15 protein-coding genes and 15 tRNA genes are annotated in these 16,357 nt (G+C 43.4%); 5 read left to right on the forward strand and 25 right to left on the reverse strand.

Annotation, left to right across the window (positions count from 1 at the left end; translation table 11 throughout):
- Positions 1-261: 261 nt before the first annotated feature.
- The 3 genes from D1155_RS03725 to D1155_RS03735 all read left to right on the forward strand — a co-directional run bounded on the left by D1155_RS03725 (position 262) and on the right by D1155_RS03735 (position 1,784).
- Positions 262-642, forward strand: a complete 381-nt coding sequence (locus D1155_RS03725; protein WP_160201083.1) for a TnpV protein — start codon at positions 262-264, stop codon at positions 640-642.
- 221 nt (positions 643-863) lie between these two features.
- Positions 864-1,211 (forward strand): hypothetical protein, encoded by a 348-nt coding sequence (locus D1155_RS03730; RefSeq protein ID WP_103240839.1) that lies wholly within the window; start codon positions 864-866, stop codon positions 1,209-1,211.
- A 93-nt stretch (positions 1,212-1,304) separates the two neighbouring features.
- Positions 1,305-1,784 carry an MGMT family protein gene (locus D1155_RS03735; protein ID WP_160201084.1) on the forward strand — a complete coding sequence of 160 codons (480 nt, stop codon included), beginning with the start codon at positions 1,305-1,307 and terminating at the stop codon, positions 1,782-1,784.
- 86 nt (positions 1,785-1,870) lie between these two features.
- Here D1155_RS03735 and D1155_RS03740 read toward each other — a convergent pair whose 3' ends face one another.
- Both D1155_RS03740 and D1155_RS03745 read right to left on the reverse strand, forming a co-directional pair.
- Positions 1,871-3,307, reverse strand: coding sequence for a MobA/MobL family protein (locus D1155_RS03740; RefSeq protein WP_103240841.1), 1,437 nt, complete (start codon positions 3,305-3,307; stop codon positions 1,871-1,873).
- Positions 3,308-3,554: 247 nt separating this feature from the next.
- Positions 3,555-3,770 (reverse strand): helix-turn-helix domain-containing protein, encoded by a 216-nt coding sequence (locus tag D1155_RS03745; RefSeq protein ID WP_004612412.1) that lies wholly within the window; start codon positions 3,768-3,770, stop codon positions 3,555-3,557.
- A 180-nt stretch (positions 3,771-3,950) separates the two neighbouring features.
- Between D1155_RS03745 and D1155_RS03750 the strand changes: the two genes are divergently transcribed.
- Entirely contained in the window at positions 3,951-4,637 is a 687-nt protein-coding gene (locus D1155_RS03750) for a helix-turn-helix transcriptional regulator (RefSeq protein WP_103240842.1), read from the forward strand.
- 87 nt (positions 4,638-4,724) lie between these two features.
- The gene (locus D1155_RS03755; protein WP_103240843.1) at positions 4,725-6,023 is read left to right on the forward strand and encodes a tyrosine-type recombinase/integrase; all 1,299 of its coding nucleotides are present in this window, start codon (positions 4,725-4,727) and stop codon (positions 6,021-6,023) included.
- A gap of 201 nt (positions 6,024-6,224) precedes the next feature.
- On the opposite strand, the gene D1155_RS03760 is transcribed toward D1155_RS03755, so the two are convergent.
- The 23 genes from D1155_RS03760 to topA all read right to left on the reverse strand — a co-directional run bounded on the left by D1155_RS03760 (position 6,225) and on the right by topA (position 16,349).
- Complete coding sequence (locus tag D1155_RS03760; protein ID WP_160201085.1) at positions 6,225-6,809, reverse strand: thymidine kinase; 585 nt, start codon at positions 6,807-6,809, stop codon at positions 6,225-6,227.
- Positions 6,810-6,982: 173 nt separating this feature from the next.
- Positions 6,983-7,058 (reverse strand) — tRNA-Phe (locus D1155_RS03765).
- Between the two features lie 24 nt (positions 7,059-7,082).
- Positions 7,083-7,159: transfer RNA gene (locus D1155_RS03770), tRNA-Ile, on the reverse strand.
- Positions 7,160-7,172: 13 nt separating this feature from the next.
- Positions 7,173-7,249: transfer RNA gene (locus D1155_RS03775), tRNA-Pro, on the reverse strand.
- Positions 7,250-7,272: 23 nt separating this feature from the next.
- Positions 7,273-7,348: transfer RNA gene (locus tag D1155_RS03780), tRNA-Trp, on the reverse strand.
- A 6-nt stretch (positions 7,349-7,354) separates the two neighbouring features.
- A tRNA-Ser gene (locus tag D1155_RS03785) sits at positions 7,355-7,446 on the reverse strand.
- Positions 7,447-7,490: 44 nt separating this feature from the next.
- Positions 7,491-7,579 (reverse strand) — tRNA-Ser (locus D1155_RS03790).
- Positions 7,580-7,617: 38 nt separating this feature from the next.
- Positions 7,618-7,693: transfer RNA gene (locus tag D1155_RS03795), tRNA-Lys, on the reverse strand.
- A 7-nt stretch (positions 7,694-7,700) separates the two neighbouring features.
- A tRNA-Gln gene (locus D1155_RS03800) sits at positions 7,701-7,775 on the reverse strand.
- Between the two features lie 15 nt (positions 7,776-7,790).
- Positions 7,791-7,867, reverse strand: a tRNA-Arg gene (locus tag D1155_RS03805).
- Positions 7,868-7,885: 18 nt separating this feature from the next.
- A tRNA-Gly gene (locus D1155_RS03810) sits at positions 7,886-7,959 on the reverse strand.
- 4 nt (positions 7,960-7,963) lie between these two features.
- Positions 7,964-8,038, reverse strand: a tRNA-Gly gene (locus D1155_RS03815).
- 17 nt (positions 8,039-8,055) lie between these two features.
- Positions 8,056-8,140: transfer RNA gene (locus D1155_RS03820), tRNA-Tyr, on the reverse strand.
- Between the two features lie 66 nt (positions 8,141-8,206).
- Positions 8,207-8,281: transfer RNA gene (locus D1155_RS03825), tRNA-Thr, on the reverse strand.
- Between the two features lie 20 nt (positions 8,282-8,301).
- Positions 8,302-8,378 (reverse strand) — tRNA-Asp (locus D1155_RS03830).
- A gap of 103 nt (positions 8,379-8,481) precedes the next feature.
- Positions 8,482-8,557: transfer RNA gene (locus D1155_RS03835), tRNA-Val, on the reverse strand.
- A 176-nt stretch (positions 8,558-8,733) separates the two neighbouring features.
- On the reverse strand, positions 8,734-9,369 hold the full coding sequence (locus D1155_RS03840) for a YigZ family protein (protein ID WP_160201086.1): 636 nt from the start codon (positions 9,367-9,369) through the stop codon (positions 8,734-8,736).
- Positions 9,356-10,633, reverse strand: coding sequence for a GTPase HflX (gene hflX / locus D1155_RS03845; protein ID WP_160201087.1), 1,278 nt, complete (start codon positions 10,631-10,633; stop codon positions 9,356-9,358). Before hflX ends, D1155_RS03840 begins: the two co-directional genes overlap by 14 nt.
- 35 nt (positions 10,634-10,668) lie before the next feature.
- Positions 10,669-11,331 (reverse strand): sporulation protein YunB, encoded by a 663-nt coding sequence (yunB, locus tag D1155_RS03850; protein WP_160201088.1) that lies wholly within the window; start codon positions 11,329-11,331, stop codon positions 10,669-10,671.
- Between the two features lie 74 nt (positions 11,332-11,405).
- A complete protein-coding gene (codY, locus tag D1155_RS03855) occupies positions 11,406-12,185 on the reverse strand; it encodes a GTP-sensing pleiotropic transcriptional regulator CodY (protein WP_160201089.1) in 780 nt (259 codons plus the stop codon).
- Between the two features lie 60 nt (positions 12,186-12,245).
- A complete protein-coding gene (gene hslU, locus D1155_RS03860; protein WP_201759520.1) occupies positions 12,246-13,685 on the reverse strand; it encodes an ATP-dependent protease ATPase subunit HslU in 1,440 nt (479 codons plus the stop codon).
- A gap of 14 nt (positions 13,686-13,699) precedes the next feature.
- A complete protein-coding gene (hslV, locus tag D1155_RS03865) occupies positions 13,700-14,239 on the reverse strand; it encodes an ATP-dependent protease subunit HslV (protein WP_160201090.1) in 540 nt (179 codons plus the stop codon).
- 22 nt (positions 14,240-14,261) lie between these two features.
- On the reverse strand, positions 14,262-16,349 hold the full coding sequence (gene topA, locus D1155_RS03870; protein ID WP_160201091.1) for a type I DNA topoisomerase: 2,088 nt from the start codon (positions 16,347-16,349) through the stop codon (positions 14,262-14,264).
- Positions 16,350-16,357 lie beyond the last annotated feature (8 nt).

A 16,357-nucleotide genomic window follows, 5' to 3' on the forward strand; every position in this document is an offset into this window, starting at 1 on the left:
AATTAGAAACTCATAATTTTACAGGTGTTTATCACACCTCATAGGGTTTTAATAAAATCCTCCGAAAGCCTTGAAAACAAAGGATTTATCGCAATCATCACACCTTATTTCTTTATATGATTTCACACCATGTTACCCTTGTTCTGCACAATCATAAGGGCAAAATCAAGGGCAAGAAAATCTCATAACAAGTTATAACAGAGTGTGGTAATCGGAGAACTGTGATATATGTGCGAATATATTATAACGGAGGACTTTTTAATGGATAAGTATATTTATGATGAAAGCAACGGTCTTTGGTATGAACTGCAAGGAGATTATTATATTCCTTGCCTTACTTTACCAGCCGAAAAAGGACACAAGCCTATCGGCTTATGGGGGCAGCGACACAAACACTATTTGCAGGAACATAAACGGGCAGTTTACACCACGCTTCTCACAAGCGGAAAATTGAACTGTTATCTTGCTGATATTGACGAACAAGCAACGAAGATGATGTTTCGATTGGTCGAACAAATGGCTGACAAGGAGGGCGTGACTGAACAACTAAAAGCAGAAAGCATGATATTGTGGATTGGAAGAATGAATGAAATACAAGCGAGGGCGAGAGAAATTGTATATAGCGAACTGATTTATAACTAATGAGCGTAACGCTTATTGCCTTAAAATACAGTGGGTGGAGGATAATACTTCCCCTACTGTATTTTGGGCTTGCAGATAGTAACAAAACAAGGCTTCTCATTAGGCAATAGCGTTACATTGACACGCTACTGCTTATGCAAATGAACAACAGTATAGAAATCTTCACGCCTTCGTGATATACTTTTTATACAGGAACAAATTAGAATTTGAGGAGGTGTTTTATGTTTAATGAAATATGCATATATGAAGCGAAATTAACCAAATTAGATGAAATAGAAGAACTAATGAAAGAAGTTGCCGAATTTTATTTACAACAAGATGGGGTCATTGATGTACATTATATAAAACGTACTCATCGACAAAAAGATTTTAATGCGGTTAAAGAGGGGGAATTGCCTGTTCGACTCACGAGAAATGTAGGCAAGGTAACATATGTGTTGTATTGGGTGTTAGAAAATGAAGAAGCTCATGCAAGAGTATCTAAACTTGGTATAGAGAAGTTTTACAAACGTTGGAACAGATGTTTAACTACAATGCCTAAAATAATTTTGGGTGAGAATATCGTCTAACCACAAATTCCAGTTTGTATGACGAATTTTTTCAAACAGCCTCATTGCATAGGAATGCCAAACAGATTATCCTTAAAGTAGGAGGTGGCAGAAATGGCAAACGAAGATAAAAAAGATTTTAATGCTATGTTGCACGATAATAAGGATATGCCAAAATTTCAAATTATCACAGACCAGAAAAGTATTGAAAAATATGGTGGCAGTAAAATGTATTTTGCACCGCCAATCGACTATGACAAAGTAATGAAAAAAGTTCCGTATGGTAAAATAATTACCGTTGGGGAAATACGAAAATACTTTGCAAAATTGAGTGGTGCTGATTTTACAGAACCAATTACAGCGGGAATTTTTGTTTCCATTGTTGCATGGGCGAGTTATCAGCGTTCCGAAGATGAAACGCCTTATTGGAGAACATTGAAAGCAAACGGAGAACTCAATCCTAAATATCCCAATGGTATTGAAGCACAGAAAGAAAAATTGGAAGCAGAGGGATCCATCATTATTCAAAAAGGTCGTAAAAATATACGATACTATGTAAAGGACTATGAAAGTTCTCTCTTTGATTTGAAATAGGTAAATCTCTGTTTGTAAGGAAATAGACGATAGGTTATGTAAGACGACACCGCCAGCGGTCACACGCTGGCGGTGTTTTTCAATGCCTATCGGCTATCTCTGTCAATGGATTTTTTACGCTGTCTTTGCGGTGGTTGCTGCTTGTTGCGTTCCTGTATCTCACGCAGATGTTTTAACACGCTCTGCTTTTCGGGCGGTCTGTGCTGTTCTTTGGCGGTAGCTGTCGGTTTCCTGCTGACTTGGTATTCCCACTCTGCAAGGTCACGGTTATACTGTTCCACAACGCTTTCCATTTCACGGAAAGTCCGCATAAATACCTGCACATCGGGATAACCGTCCTCTTTGAGTGTATCGGGGATTTTATCCAACCTGTCAGCAATCTCCGCTTCGGTTTCTTTGGTTTTTACTTCCAACGCTTTTCGCTCTTTGCCTTTGAAAAGCCCCTTTGTATCGGCAAGCTGCTGTTTCAACTGCGGCAGAACTTTGTCCTGCAAGTTTTTGATTTTTACCGCCTTATTCTGTACTTTTATCATCAGGTTTCGCATATGGCGGAATTCTGCCATATCAATATCAAGCGTAGGCTTGGGCGGCATATCTTTTTCTCGGATAAGGTTTTGCAGAAAATCTTTTGCTTTTGTTACAATCCCACGGAACAGATTAGGCAGCCAACCCTTGCTCTTGATAGACTGGCTTGCTTTTTCGTGTATCTCGGTCTGTTTGATTTCTAAAATCTTTGCTTCGGAAATACCCGATATGAGCGCCATATCCGCTGTTCTGTTCCATTCCTGCCTTGCGGTATTGTCCGCTTCAATCTCGGCGGCTTTGGGATTGTTCTTGCCGATTTTCTTGGTAGGAAGATAAACGCTGTTCTTATCAAATACCTTTAACTGCTGTTCGGGATCGGAGATATGCCGATTGATAAGGTCGGTGTAAATCTCCTTTACCTCCCGAAGAAAAGGTTCGCTTTTGAATTTATCATCTTTCACGGTAAAGAGGTGGCTTTCATAAATTTCTCCCTTTTTTATGACGGTGCAGCCTTTTCGTATCTGCCCGTCCTCCCCTGTGATTTCTTTCTTGGTGCGTACCCTTTTGCCTGTTTCATCATAGAACACGCTGCGTGTGGCTATCTTGATGTCAGGCTCAGGAAGCAGTTTTCTTTCGCTGAAGATAAGATGGATATGATAGTTTGTTTTGCGTTTGTTGTGGTGGAGGGCTGACACGCACTCCACGCCATACCGCCTGCGGAACTCCTCCGTAAAATCTTCAAGGACTTCCTGCGGCTCATATCTTGTATAAATTTCGGGCAGGGCGATAATCAATTCCCTTGCTTCAATACATTTGCCCTCTGTACCGCTTCGCTTAAATTCCTGCTGGCTTTCCCTTGCAAGGTTACTCCAAAATTCATTGTCGGCGGTGCGGTAGGTGGCATAGAGATTTTCCTGCCTTGCGTGGCTTGTGATATAGGATATTCTTCCCTTGACATTGGGTAGCTTCGACATCTGTATAAATGAATGTCTTGCCATATACTCCTTCCTCCCGTGACGGGCATACTCTTTTTGCAACCGAGAAATCGGTTGCCGCTGTTTCGGCGGCGTAAGCAGACGGACAGCGAAGAAAACAGCGGGCTGTTTTCTTTTGTATCATAGCGGCGGTGCATTGCCCGAAGCTGTGATACATAGCCCCCTGCAAGGGCGAAATACATCTTGTACAAATCGAAGATTTGTGCGAGGGGTGTATTTCGCTCTCAAACGCCGAGGGCTTGGAGAATGCTTATTCTACTTTGCGGACATCGTTTTCATTGAGCAGGTTTCTTCCCTGATTGACGCTCATAAATCGCTCTAAAGTATCCCTGCGGATAATCGCTTTTCTGCCGACCTTGAGGACTGGAAGTTTGCCCCAGTCTACCAACTTACGCATTGTATTTCTTCCGATACCCGTACATTCTGCTGCTTCTTCTATGGTTAAACCCATTTTGATGTTGCTCATTTTGTCAACCTCCTTTCAAAATACGCATTTTGCAACTATGTATCTGTAATTATACTTATTTTGCTATTCCTTGTCAACTTGTTTTGCAACTGGTTAAGAAATATTTTTGCCTATTGTTAAATTTATGGTTGCAAAATAGGTTTTGTCATGCTATACTATCAGCAATAGGAGGTGAAAACCTTGAAAAAAGAAATTACATTCACCGCAAAACAGGTCGGTGAACGAGTGAAAGAACGCCGAACAGAATTAAACTTAACAATGCCCGAACTTGGTAAGCGTGTCGGGGTAAACAAATCTACCATTCAGAGATATGAAGCGGACGGAGTAGACCCGAAGCGTACAATGATTATCAACGGGCTGGCAGAAGCACTCCTGACCACTCCCGAATGGCTGACAGGACTTTCCGAAGATAAGGAATATGACAGCCGCACTTTATGTGCAAGGGATATGGAAGAACATATCAAAAAATATCTTGATACGGTTTCTTCTGTGGTAAAGGGCGAGCCGCACCAACAACTGCTTACCACATTCCTCGGAAAAATGATTGACCTCTATACGGTTATGACTTATCACTTTGCAGACGCTATGGCTGAGGTTGACCGTGTAGCGGAGGACGAGGGCTTAAAGCAGTCCTTACGCCGCTATGCGATTGAGTCAGGGGCGATTATGGAAAGAGTTTACCGTAAAGAAATGGAACTTCCTATCGAGGATATGAAACAGTTTTTAGACGGGATTTTACATATCTACGATGAGGGACGCACCGCTGTAAAGATGGGCGACCTGTTCGGGATAGTGACAGCAGCTGAAGAAAGGGTTGCTGAAAAAGAAAAATTCCGTGGCACTTTGACAAGTGAAAATGCCGATTGACATTCATCGGCATAAGTGACACTATTACTTTACGCACACCATATGTCACAGTCCCGATTGCCACGGATAGAAAGGGGAAATTTATCTATGGCAAAAGGTTCTGTAAGAAAAAAAGGTAAAAAGTGGTACGCACGCTTCTACATCGAAGATGAAAGCGGAAGAAAAGTACAGAAAGAGTTTGTGGGAACAGAAAGCAAGTCTGAAACAGAAGCCCTGCTCAGAAAAGCAATCGCTGACTATGAGGAAAAGAAATTTGTCGGGAAAGCCGAAAACATCACGGTTGGCGAAATGCTGGATATGTGGGTAGAGGAAGAACTGAAGCCCGGCAGTCTTAGCAACGGTACGGTTATGGCATATATGGCGGCAGTCAAAAAGATTAAGAAATATCCCATTGGCAGCCGAAAACTGAAAACCGTGACCGCCGACCATTTACAGGCGTTTATCGACCTTATGAGTTACGGAGGGGTAAATCCTGACGGTACAACTTCAAAGCCGATGAGCAAAGGCTATATGCTGCAATTCTCGGCGGTGCTGCAAAATTCATTCCGCTTTGCTGTATTTCCGAAAAGGCTGATAACCTTTAACCCGATGCAGTATGTGAAGCTGCGTGGCAGAAAAGAGGAAACAGATATTTTCTCGGACAGCGAAGAAGATATTGTTCCTGTTCCTACCATTACACACGGGGAATACCAAAAACTGACGGACTTCTTAACCCAAAAGAAACACCCTGCCCTGCTTGCGGTACAGATAGCCTACTATGCAGGCTTGCGTATCGGAGAGGTCTGTGGTCTGACTTGGCAGGACATCAACCTTGACGAGCAGTATCTAACCGTAAGACGAAGTATGCGGTACAATGGCACAAGGCATAAGCACGAAGTCGGCACGACAAAACGCAGTAAAGTCCGTACCGTTGATTTTTGCGACACATTGGCGGACATCTTACGGAAAGCAAAAACAGAACAGCATAAAAACCGTTTTCGCTATGGCGAACTGTATCATCTGAACTACTGTAAGACGGTCAAAGAAAAAGGGCGTACTTATTACGAGGTTTACACTCTGCAAAGAACGCAGGAAACGCCCGAAAATGACAGGGAATTATCCTTTGTCTGCTTAAAGGAGGACGGTGCTTTTGTTTCTGCAAGTGCAGTCGGTCAGATTTGCCGCAAGGCAAAGGCAGAGGTTGAGGGATTGGAGGACTTTCATTTCCACACACTCCGCCATACCTACACAAGCAATCTGCTTTCAGGCGGTGCAAAGCCCAAAGATGTGCAGGAACTTCTCGGACACTCTGATGTCAGTACCACAATGAACATTTATGCCCACTCTACCCGAGAAGCGAAACGAACTTCCGCAAGGCTCTTGGATAGGGTTGTGGGCGAAGCATAAAAAATTTCCCTTGTTTCGGCTCATAAGGGCAAAAACAAGGGAAAATACATAAGGTTTTGATATTTGATAGGCGGTAAGCCTTGAAAAATCAAGGGATTTTGGAAGATTAAATTTTTAATTAAAATTATCCTTATCAAATATAATTTAAAATTCATAGGTATTTCTCCTATCTTCTTCTCATGACTTATTTTTGATATTTTTCTATTTCTCTGGACCGATTCGCCCATCATTGTAATGCTTGCGGCAAAGGGATACATACATGTCGTTGCCCCCGATCATAACCTGTTTGCCTTGCTTGACAAATTTGCCGTCAACAATTCTGGCAACCATAGTTGCTTTGCGTCCACACCAGCAGATAGTCTTGATTTCTTCAATCTTGTCTGCATAAATCAGCATATAATAAGATCCCTCAAAGAGCTCGTTTCTAAAGTCGTTCTTCAGTCCGTATGCAAGCACTGGAACTTCAAAACTATCCACAATTTCTACAAGTTCTTGTACATGATGTTTCTTTAAAAACTGACATTCATCAATGCAAACACAATCAATCCTGTGTTTTTCATTTTCACGCATGAAAAGCTCTAAAATATTTGTATCCTCACCTACAATCATTGCGTCCCGCTGCACGCCAATTCTGGAGGTAATAACGCCAGTTCCGTATCTGTCATCAATAGCAGGCACCAAAGTCAGCACATGTTTTCCTCGTTCCTCGTAATTATATGCCACCTTAATCAGTTCGATAGATTTGCCTGCGTTCATTGTACTGTATCTGTAATATAGCTGTGCCATGTTGTCCTCCCTTTTAACAATTACCATGTATTATTTTAAAGGAAAACACGAATAAAATCAATATTAAGTCGATGGTAAATCACGGCAGAAACATGAAAATTACATCACACGAAAATTTAGATAATAAAAAACAACCCTTCGGACATTACGTCAGCGAAAGGCTGTTGGATGAATGGTGCCCAGACTCGGAATCGAACCAAGGACACGGGGATTTTCAGTCCCCTGCTCTACCTACTGAGCTATCTGGGCATACCACATATTCAATTATTTAACTGGTGGGCCATCAGGGACTTGAACCCGGGACCTGCCGGTTATGAGCCGGATGCTCTGACCAACTGAGCTAATGGCCCACATATTGGATAATGGTCGGGGTGGCAGGATTTGAACCCGCGGCCCACTGGTCCCAAACCAGTTGCGCTACCAAACTGCGCTACACCCCGTTAAGCTTAGATTGTGTCATTATTGGCAGGGGCAGTAGGAATCGAACCCACGGCACGTGGTTTTGGAGACCACTGCTCTACCAGCTGAGCTATACCCCTGCAAAATGGCGGAGAAGATGGGATTCGAACCCATGCGGCCCTAATCGAACCCTAACGGTTTAGCAAACCGTCCTCTTCAGCCTCTTGAGTACTTCTCCAGGCTAAATAAATCTCACAATCATATACTATTCAATTAAGATGATGGCGGAGAGGGTGGGATTCGAACCCACGGTCCCTTTCGGAATCACTGGTTTTCAAGACCAGCTCCTTAAACCACTCGGACACCTCTCCTCGCTGTGGATTCAACCAACATCTGTATTTAATTTAGATGGTGACCCATCGGAGATTCGAACTCCGGACACCTTGATTAAAAGTCAAGTGCTCTGCCGACTGAGCTAATGGGTCATATTCTTGGCTGGGGTAGCAGGACTCGAACCTACGAATGACGGAGTCAAAGTCCGTTGCCTTACCACTTGGCGATACCCCAAAATCATCAAATAAATGGTGAGCCCACAGGGATTCGAACCCCGGACACACGGCTTAGAAGGCCGTTGCTCTATCCAGCTGAGCTATGAGCCCACACTAAATTTGAAAAAATGGAGCGGATGATGAGAATCGAACTCACGCCATCAGCTTGGAAGGCTGAGGTTCTACCATTGAACTACATCCGCATGATGGAGCGGAAGACGAGATTCGAACTCGCGACCCTCGCCTTGGCAAGGCGATGCTCTACCCCTGAGCCACTTCCGCATGCTTGAAAAAAAAATTGGTCGAGGGAGATGGATTCGAACCATCGAAAGCTCAGCTAACGGATTTACAGTCCGCCCCCTTTGGCCACTCGGGAATCCCTCGACAAAAGTTTCCAAACTTAGTCATGTTATTTGATGAATTGGAGTCAGTCTCCAACCTAATCTGTATTGGAGCTGGTGGAGGGAATCGAACCCCCAACCTGCTGATTACAAATCAGCTGCTCTACCGTTGAGCCACACCAGCGCATTATTATGTTGAAAAATTGGCGACCTGGAACGGGCTCGAACCGTCGACCTCCAGCGTGACAGGCTGGCATTCTAACCAACTGAACTACCAGGCCGCATTGCTTGTGCTTTTGCACCTCATTCGCGAATCTGCGAACTCACTGCGCAGCCGGTATTCCATCTCACCGCCATTGCGCTATCTCGGTCACTGTAGGAAAATGGTGGGCGTTATAGGGCTCGAACCTATGACCCTCTGCTTGTAAGGCAGATGCTCTCCCAGCTGAGCTAAACGCCCGCAGTGTCCGTTGCTTGTTTGCTTGGCACGTTTACATAGTATACTATATCTTGTGTTACTTGTCAAGCACTTTTTTAATTTTTTCTAAGCTTAGTGGAATCACCAGATTCATAAGCCGAAAATTATATTATCACATTTCTTTTTACCTGTCAACATGATTTTCGTAAGTTTTAAAATTAATTTTCTCTTCTTACTTTCTCATATCGAACGCTCTCAGAAAGCTTCTCAGCCCTCCCACCGGAAAGACCTGTGATAACTTCAGAAACCGCCGCAGTGTCCTCCGGATTAGTAACCAGTTCAAAGGTAACCGCGTCAGCATAGACTATATTAGCAAATTTTACCGGATATGTAAAGGGGGAATTTTGTATTTTATTAAATACAGCATAATCCACCCTGTATTCCGTCACCTGCATTTCCTGCACATCGCAGATTCCTGCCGCAGCAAGCCCCTGCTTTGCGCTGCTGGTGTAAGCACGCACCAGTCCACCGGTGCCCAGCTTAATACCGCCGAAATATCTGGTAACGACCACCACTACGTTGGTAATTCCCTCCTGCACCAGCATTTGCACCATAGGCGCTCCGCTGGTTCCCTGAGGTTCTCCGTCATCACTTGCCCACTGCACCTGAAAATGGTCGCCGAGAACCATTGCAGGCACATTGTGGGTCGCGTCCTTATGTTTCTTTCTGATTTCTCCAACAAAAGCATCCGCTTCTTCCTTTGTTTCGACAGGCTTTACATAGGTGATAAATCTGGACTTTTCAATCACCTGCTCTGCCTGGCCCATTCCAAGAACCGTACTATATAACTTCATATTCACTTAACCTCTGATAATCTTCCTGACTGATTTCCACCTCAAACAAGGTTCCTTTTTCTACGTACTCCATGGATTTCACCTGCGCCTTTTCGCAGAGATAGGAGGAAATATCTCCCCTCGTGTACGGAATCAGCAAGCTGACTTTAACATCGGAAAAGATTCTCTCTTTGATCAACTCGATGAGAAGTTCAATATTGCTGCCTGTTTTCGCAGATACGAAGACCTGCGAGTCAGAATTTGCCATAGTCGTAAGCTCTGGCACCAAATCAATCTTGTTGTAGACCATAATCTTGTCCTTTGCGGCAGCACCGATTTCAGCAAGAACCTTGTCCGTCACATCAATATGAAAACTGTGCTCTTCGTAGGCGCTATCCACCACGTGAAGCAAAAGATCCGCATAAAGAACTTCCTCCAAAGTTGCCTTAAACGCTTCTATCAGACTATGGGGCAGCTTGCTGACAAACCCAACTGTATCTACCAGAATGAACTGATGACTGCTGTCTACTTTGACACTGCGGCTTTGGGCATCCAAAGTCGCAAAAAGCATATTTTTCTCAGTGACGCTCTTTTCTTCTTTGTCAGTAATAGAAAGCAGTCTGTTCATCAGTGCAGATTTTCCGGAGTTCGTGTATCCTACGAGCGCAACCACCGGCACGCCGTTTTTCTCTCGCCTCGCCCGCTGTACCGTGCGTGTTTTGCGAAGCTCTGAAAGCTCATCTTTGATATCCTCCATGCGCCGCTCAATATGTCTTCTGTCTGTCTCCAGCTTTTTCTCGCCGGGGCCTCTGGTACCGATTCCGCCGCCCTGTCTGGAAAGAGATTTGCCAAAGCCGGTCAGTCTCGGCATTCTATATTTCAGCTGCGCCAGTTCTACCTGCAGCTTGCCTTCCTTAGAATCTGCGCGAGCTGCGAAAATATCCAAAATCAAAATCGTCCTGTCGATGACACGTACGCCGATAGCGTCTTCCAAATTTCGCAGCTGCATTCCAGTCAGTTCATCATTAAAAATCACCACGTCTGCCTCCATGTTAGCAGCCAGCTTTGCAACCTCTTCTACCTTGCCCTTTCCTATCATGGTTGCAGTATTGGGTCTTTCCAGTACCTGAATGACTTTGCCGAGAACTTCTGCGCCTGCCGCTTCTGAAAGTCCGGCAAGTTCCTCCATGGAATAAGAAATATCTTCCTTTCGCTGCAGTCCCACTAAAATTGCGCGATATGTTTCTTCTGTAATAATTTCATTATTTTCATTAAATCTAAGCATGTTCTTAGTATAACACAAAATGCACTGAAAAGTCATCATGTTGCGTCTAAAATATCTTCTTTTGGCACATTTACATAACTGTCAGGCACATCGCCCACGATAACAGCCTCAGAAATCAACACTTTATTAGTTACTTTTACGCTTTCCTTTGAAAAGGGCTGCAAAATCTGCACGCTGCTTTCCAGCACAATATAAATCTTGTATTTAGTCTGATTGATTCCCTGACTTTCAAACTCCGTTTCAAAATCGTATTTCGTCACCGCAAGAGGTAAAAGTTTCACCTCAACTCCAAAGCCGGTCTGTGACAAAACCTTGCTGCCCAGCAGTGTTCCGTAGGAAATTTCCACGATTTTCCGGTCCATAGCTTCGTACTTCTTTTGCAGGCTTTCTGCAAAAGAAGACACCATCTTATTAATCAGACTGGTGTTAGCCTGTACCATCTGCATTTTTCCATCATCGCCGGTTTTGATGAGGAAAAGCTTATCCTCATAATCTTTGTCAGAAAAATTTTCCCTGATTGTTTCGTTAATCAGCTCCGTCACCATGCCCCTGGCTTTCAAATGGCTGATTGCGTCAATATTTGGACCAATCTGCCGTTTTAATCCTTCTGCCAGTATTAAACACCCTAGTGCAAAAATCAGCAGCCCTATGGCCGTTTTTTTCCAAAACCAGCCTGCCGCGGATGACCGTCTTCCCATAAAAAAACCTCCCGCTTCTGTCATAATATGACCGCTTGGAGGTTTTGGTTACTCTAAACTATACAATTATAAGTTTAAACTTCGAAATCTTTAATACCATCGCGAAGGAACTCATTGGTGATTTTTATTCTCGTACCTTTCATACCCAGAGATCTGGACTCGATAACACCGGCACTTTCCAGCTTTCTCAGCGCATTTACGATAACAGAACGGGTGATTCCGGATTTATCTGCAATCTTGCTGGCAACAAGCAGACCCTCTGAACCTTTCAATTCTGCAAAGATTTTTCCTACTGCATCCATTTCAGAATAAGAAAGTGTTGACAGTGCCATTTCTACCGCTTCACGCATTCTAACATCTTCTTCCTCTTCCTGGGCGATAGCACGGGATACCTCAAGGCCTACAACTGTTGCACCATATTCACAGATGGCGATATCTTCATCATCATATGCCTTTTCCGGTCTTGCAAGGAGCAGTGTTGCAATACGCTGACCGCTGAACACAATTGGCACGATGGTGTGATATTTGCTTGCCATAGTGTACTCATCACCATAAAACTCCTTAATGCTGTCATAGGTCAGATTAGTTCGGGTTTCTTCCACCTTCAAAAATCTGTCATTATATACCTGTGGCAGAACGACTTTCTCAATTTCTTCATCGTATGTCAAAGGAGCCTCCTCGCCATCTTCGTATTTGGCAGCCAAAAGTTTTCCTTTTCTGTTTAAAATATAGATGTTGGACCCCAGCAATTCGCTCATGACGCCGCAAAGCTCATCAAAAGATATATAGCCTGCTGTACTGTCTGCAAGTACGTTATTCAACTTTCTTACTCTTTTTAACAAATTCTCACTCATAATTTACCTCAATTTCTTCTAAACAATTACTCAACTAATATTAGCTCTAAAATATCAGAATTATAGAATATACCGGTCAACATCATCCTTGTGAATGGTATCCATAAACTTATTCTGCACATACTCCCTGTCAATGACAATCTTTTCTTTATCCATATCCGGAATGTTAAAAGATATATCCTCCAACAGTTTTTCCAGAATCGTATGCAGTCTTCTTGCTCCGATATTTTCAGTCTGCTCATTCATAAGATACGCCATTCCGGCGATTTCGTCAATAGCTTTTTCAGAAAATTCCACATTTATTCCTTCAGTTTCTAATAAAGCCTTATGCTGTTTCAGAATTGCATTCTCTGGAACTGTAAGAATCTGGATAAAGGATTCCTTTGTTAAGTTCTGCAGTTCTACCCTAATTGGAAAACGCCCCTGCAACTCTGGAATTAAATCAGTGGGTTTTGCAGTATGGAATGCACCAGCGCCGATGAACAGAATATGGTCGGTTTTTACAGGGCCATACTTAGTATTTACCACGCTGCCCTCTACAATAGGCAGAATATCACGCTGCACCCCTTCTCTGGACACGTCAGCACCGCTGCGATAGCTGGAGCCAGATGCAATCTTATCAATTTCATCGATAAAGATAATACCGTTCTGCTCTGCATTTTCCAAGGCTTCATCGGTCACCTGATCCATATCCAAAAGGTTCTGCGCCTCCTGTTCTCTTAAGATCTTTCTTGCCTCTTTGACTCTGACTCTCTTAGTCTTTGTCTTCTGAGGCATCATGTCACCGAAAATATTGCCGATGGCAATGCTCATGCCTTCGTTGCTCATATCTAGCTGGTTGCCCTTTGGCGTGTCCAGTACCTCAATCTCGATAAACTGCTCTTCTAACAGTCCATCTCGAAGCTGCTGTCGCACCTGTTCTCTTGCCATCTCCACATCAGTCGGTTCAGATTTTGTTTCCGCTTCTTTTGCCTTGCTTTCTTCATAAAGCTGCTTCTGACTTGCATAGCCACCGCTATTCATGATAAAGTCAAACGGGCTTCTTGCCTTTGGTTGTCCGCTTTTTTTCTTACTGCCAGGAATCATCGCTTCGATAATTTTTTCTTCTGCAATTCCCTCTGCCACCTCGTATTTTTCTTTCAATCTGGACTGCTTGGTGATGCGAATAGATGCTTCCACCAAATCACGAACCATGGAATCCACATCTCTTCCTACATATCCAACCTCTGTAAATTTAGTCGCTTCGACCTTTACGAAAGGGGCTTCCATCAATTTGGCAAGACGTCTTGCAATTTCAGTCTTACCACAACCAGTAGGTCCCATCATCAAGATATTCTTCGGCGTAATTTCTTCGCGCAGCTCGTCAGAAAGCAAACTTCTTCTGTATCTGTTTCTGAGGGCGATGGCTACAGACTTTTTCGCCTCATCTTGACCGATAATATATTTGTCCAATTCACCGACAATCTCTTTCGGTGTCATGCTTTGAATTTTCCCTGCCATGTTAAAATTCCCCCTTACAGCTTTTCTACAGAAATATTATCATTGGTGTACACGCAAATAGAAGAGGCAATTTTCAGCGATTCTCTTACAATTTCCTCTGCGCTCATTTCCGTATGGTTAAACAGCGCATTAGCCGCGGAATAAGCAAAATTGCCGCCGGACCCTATTGCAATGAAATCCTGATCCGGTACGATAACTTCTCCATTGCCTGAAACTACCAGCAAATCATCTTTGTCTGCTACAATCATCAAAGCTTCTAAGCTGCGCATACCGTTATCACTTCGCCACATCTGGGCTAAATCCACTGCAGCACGTTTCAGGTTACCGCCGTGTTCTTCCAGTTTTTTCTCAAATTTTTCTGTCAGCGCAAAGGCATCGGAAACTGAGCCTGCAAATCCGGTCAAAACTGTATTCTTAAAAATTTTCTTTACTTTTTTTGCTCCATTTTTCATGATGGCAGTTTCACCCATAGTTACCTGTCCGTCACCGCCAATTGCGACATCGTCTGGTCCTCTTCTCACTGCGCAAATCGTTGTTGCATGGAACTGTACCATTTCTCTACCTCCACTTTTCCTTCTATTCTTTATAATCACACTCACTGTTAGAACATGCAAATTTTCCTGTTTTTGATTTTTTCTCTACCAAAAGTGCGCCGCATTTTGGACAAGATTTATCCACCGGTTTGTCCCAGTAAGACTGGCTGCATTCCGGGTAACCGCTGCAGCCGTAGAACAGCTTGCCGCGCTTGCTTTTTCTTGCCACAATATCCTTACCACAATTTGGACATTTTACACCAATTGTTTTTACAATCGGCTTGGTATTTTTACATTCTGGATACCCACTGCACGCGGCAAATTCTCCAAATCTTCCCATCTTCAGCACCATAGGTTTGCCGCAGAGTTCACAATTCTCTCCCGTAGGCTGATCTTCTATGACAACCTTTTCGATGGCTTCGTCAGCGACTTTCAACTCTTTTTCAAAAGGTCCGTAGAAATCGCGAATGACTTTCTTCCACTCTGTCTTTGACATTTCCACATCGTCCAGATGGTCTTCCATTCCCGCCGTAAAGTTGACGTCGACGATTTCTTTGAAATATTCTTCCATCAAACCGGTTACCAAAAATCCTAGTTCCGTCGGAATCAGTGACTTCTTCTCTCTCGATACATATTTTCGTTCAGATAAAGTCGCCACGATAGGCGCATAGGTACTCGGGCGTCCGATATTCTTCTCTTCCAGTTCTTTAACAAGGCTTGCTTCTGTATATCTTGACGGCGGCTGGGTAAAGTTCTGTTCGCCCAAAACGCCGGTATTCGTCAAAGTTTCTCCCTTTTCCAGTTCAGGAAGGATTCTGTCCTTATCATCGTCTAAACTGTTCTTATATATTCGCTGATAACCGTCAAAGAGCAGCTTGGAACCGGTAGTCTTAAAGGTATAATCACCATTTTGAATTTCCACCTGCAGATTATCGAATCTGGCAGCGGTCATCTGACTAGCCATAAAACGACACCAAATCAAACGATACAGCTTGAACTGATCATTTGTTAAGGAGTCTTTGATATCTTCCGGAACCAGACTGATGTTACTTGGTCTGATTGCCTCATGGGCGTCCTGAATATCCTTTTTCTTATTGGTATATACATTGCGCCCCAAGTATTCACTTCCATAATGCTCTGTGATAAAGGAAGCCGCAGCACCTCTTGCCTCTTCAGAAATTCGCACCGAATCTGTACGCAGATACGTAATCAAACCTACGCTGCCAACACCTTTTACATCTACACCTTCATAAAGCTGCTGTGCAACCATCATAGTCTTTCTTGTATTAAAGTTCAACTTGGTAGACGCTTCCTGCTGCATGCTGCTGGTAGTAAAGGGCGCATAAGGCTTTTTAGTCCGCTCTTTCTGCGTCAGTGCAGTTACGGTATAATTACCTCTTTTCAGTTCAGCGATGATACGGTCATTTTCCGCTTTATTTTCGATGGTGATTTTCTTCTTTTGATATTCAGACAGCTTGGCAGTAAAGAGCTTGCCTTTTTTAAATTCAGCTGTAATAGTCCAGTACTCTTTCGGCTCAAACTTCTGGATTTCCTTTTCTCTATCGCAGAGAATTTTCAGTGCTGCTGACTGCACGCGACCTGCTGACAATCCTTTCCTGATTTTTCTCCACAGAAGCGGACTAATCTGATAACCTACCAGACGATCCAGTACTCTTCTCGCTTGCTGCGCATCCACAAGACTGAGATCAATCTTTCTCGGATGTTTGATTGCTTCTTTAATGGTAGTTTTCGTTATCTCATTGAATACAACTCTACAAACCGCATCAGAATCCATTCCCAGTAAATTGGCAAGATGCCAGGAAATTGCTTCTCCTTCGCGGTCCGGGTCAGTTGCCAGATAAATTTTGGAAGCCTTTTTGGCTTCTTTTCGCATCTCTTTGATAATATCCCCTTTGCCTCTGATAGCAATATACTGCGGCTCGAAATCGTTCTCGATGTCTATCCCCAGTTTGCTCTTTGGCAAATCTCTCACATGACCTACCGACGCAATCACTTTGTAATTGGAACCAAGATATTTTCCTATGGTCTTCGCCTTAGATGGTGACTCTACAATTACCAGTGTCTTCCTTGCAGCCGTCTTTGTCGTTGTCTTTTTCTTTGTAGCTGCCATTTCTCCTC

This window comes from Anaerotruncus sp. 80, assembly GCF_009936115.1.
GTDB classification, from domain to species: domain Bacteria; phylum Bacillota; class Clostridia; order Peptostreptococcales; family Anaerovoracaceae; genus Senimuribacter; species Senimuribacter intestinalis.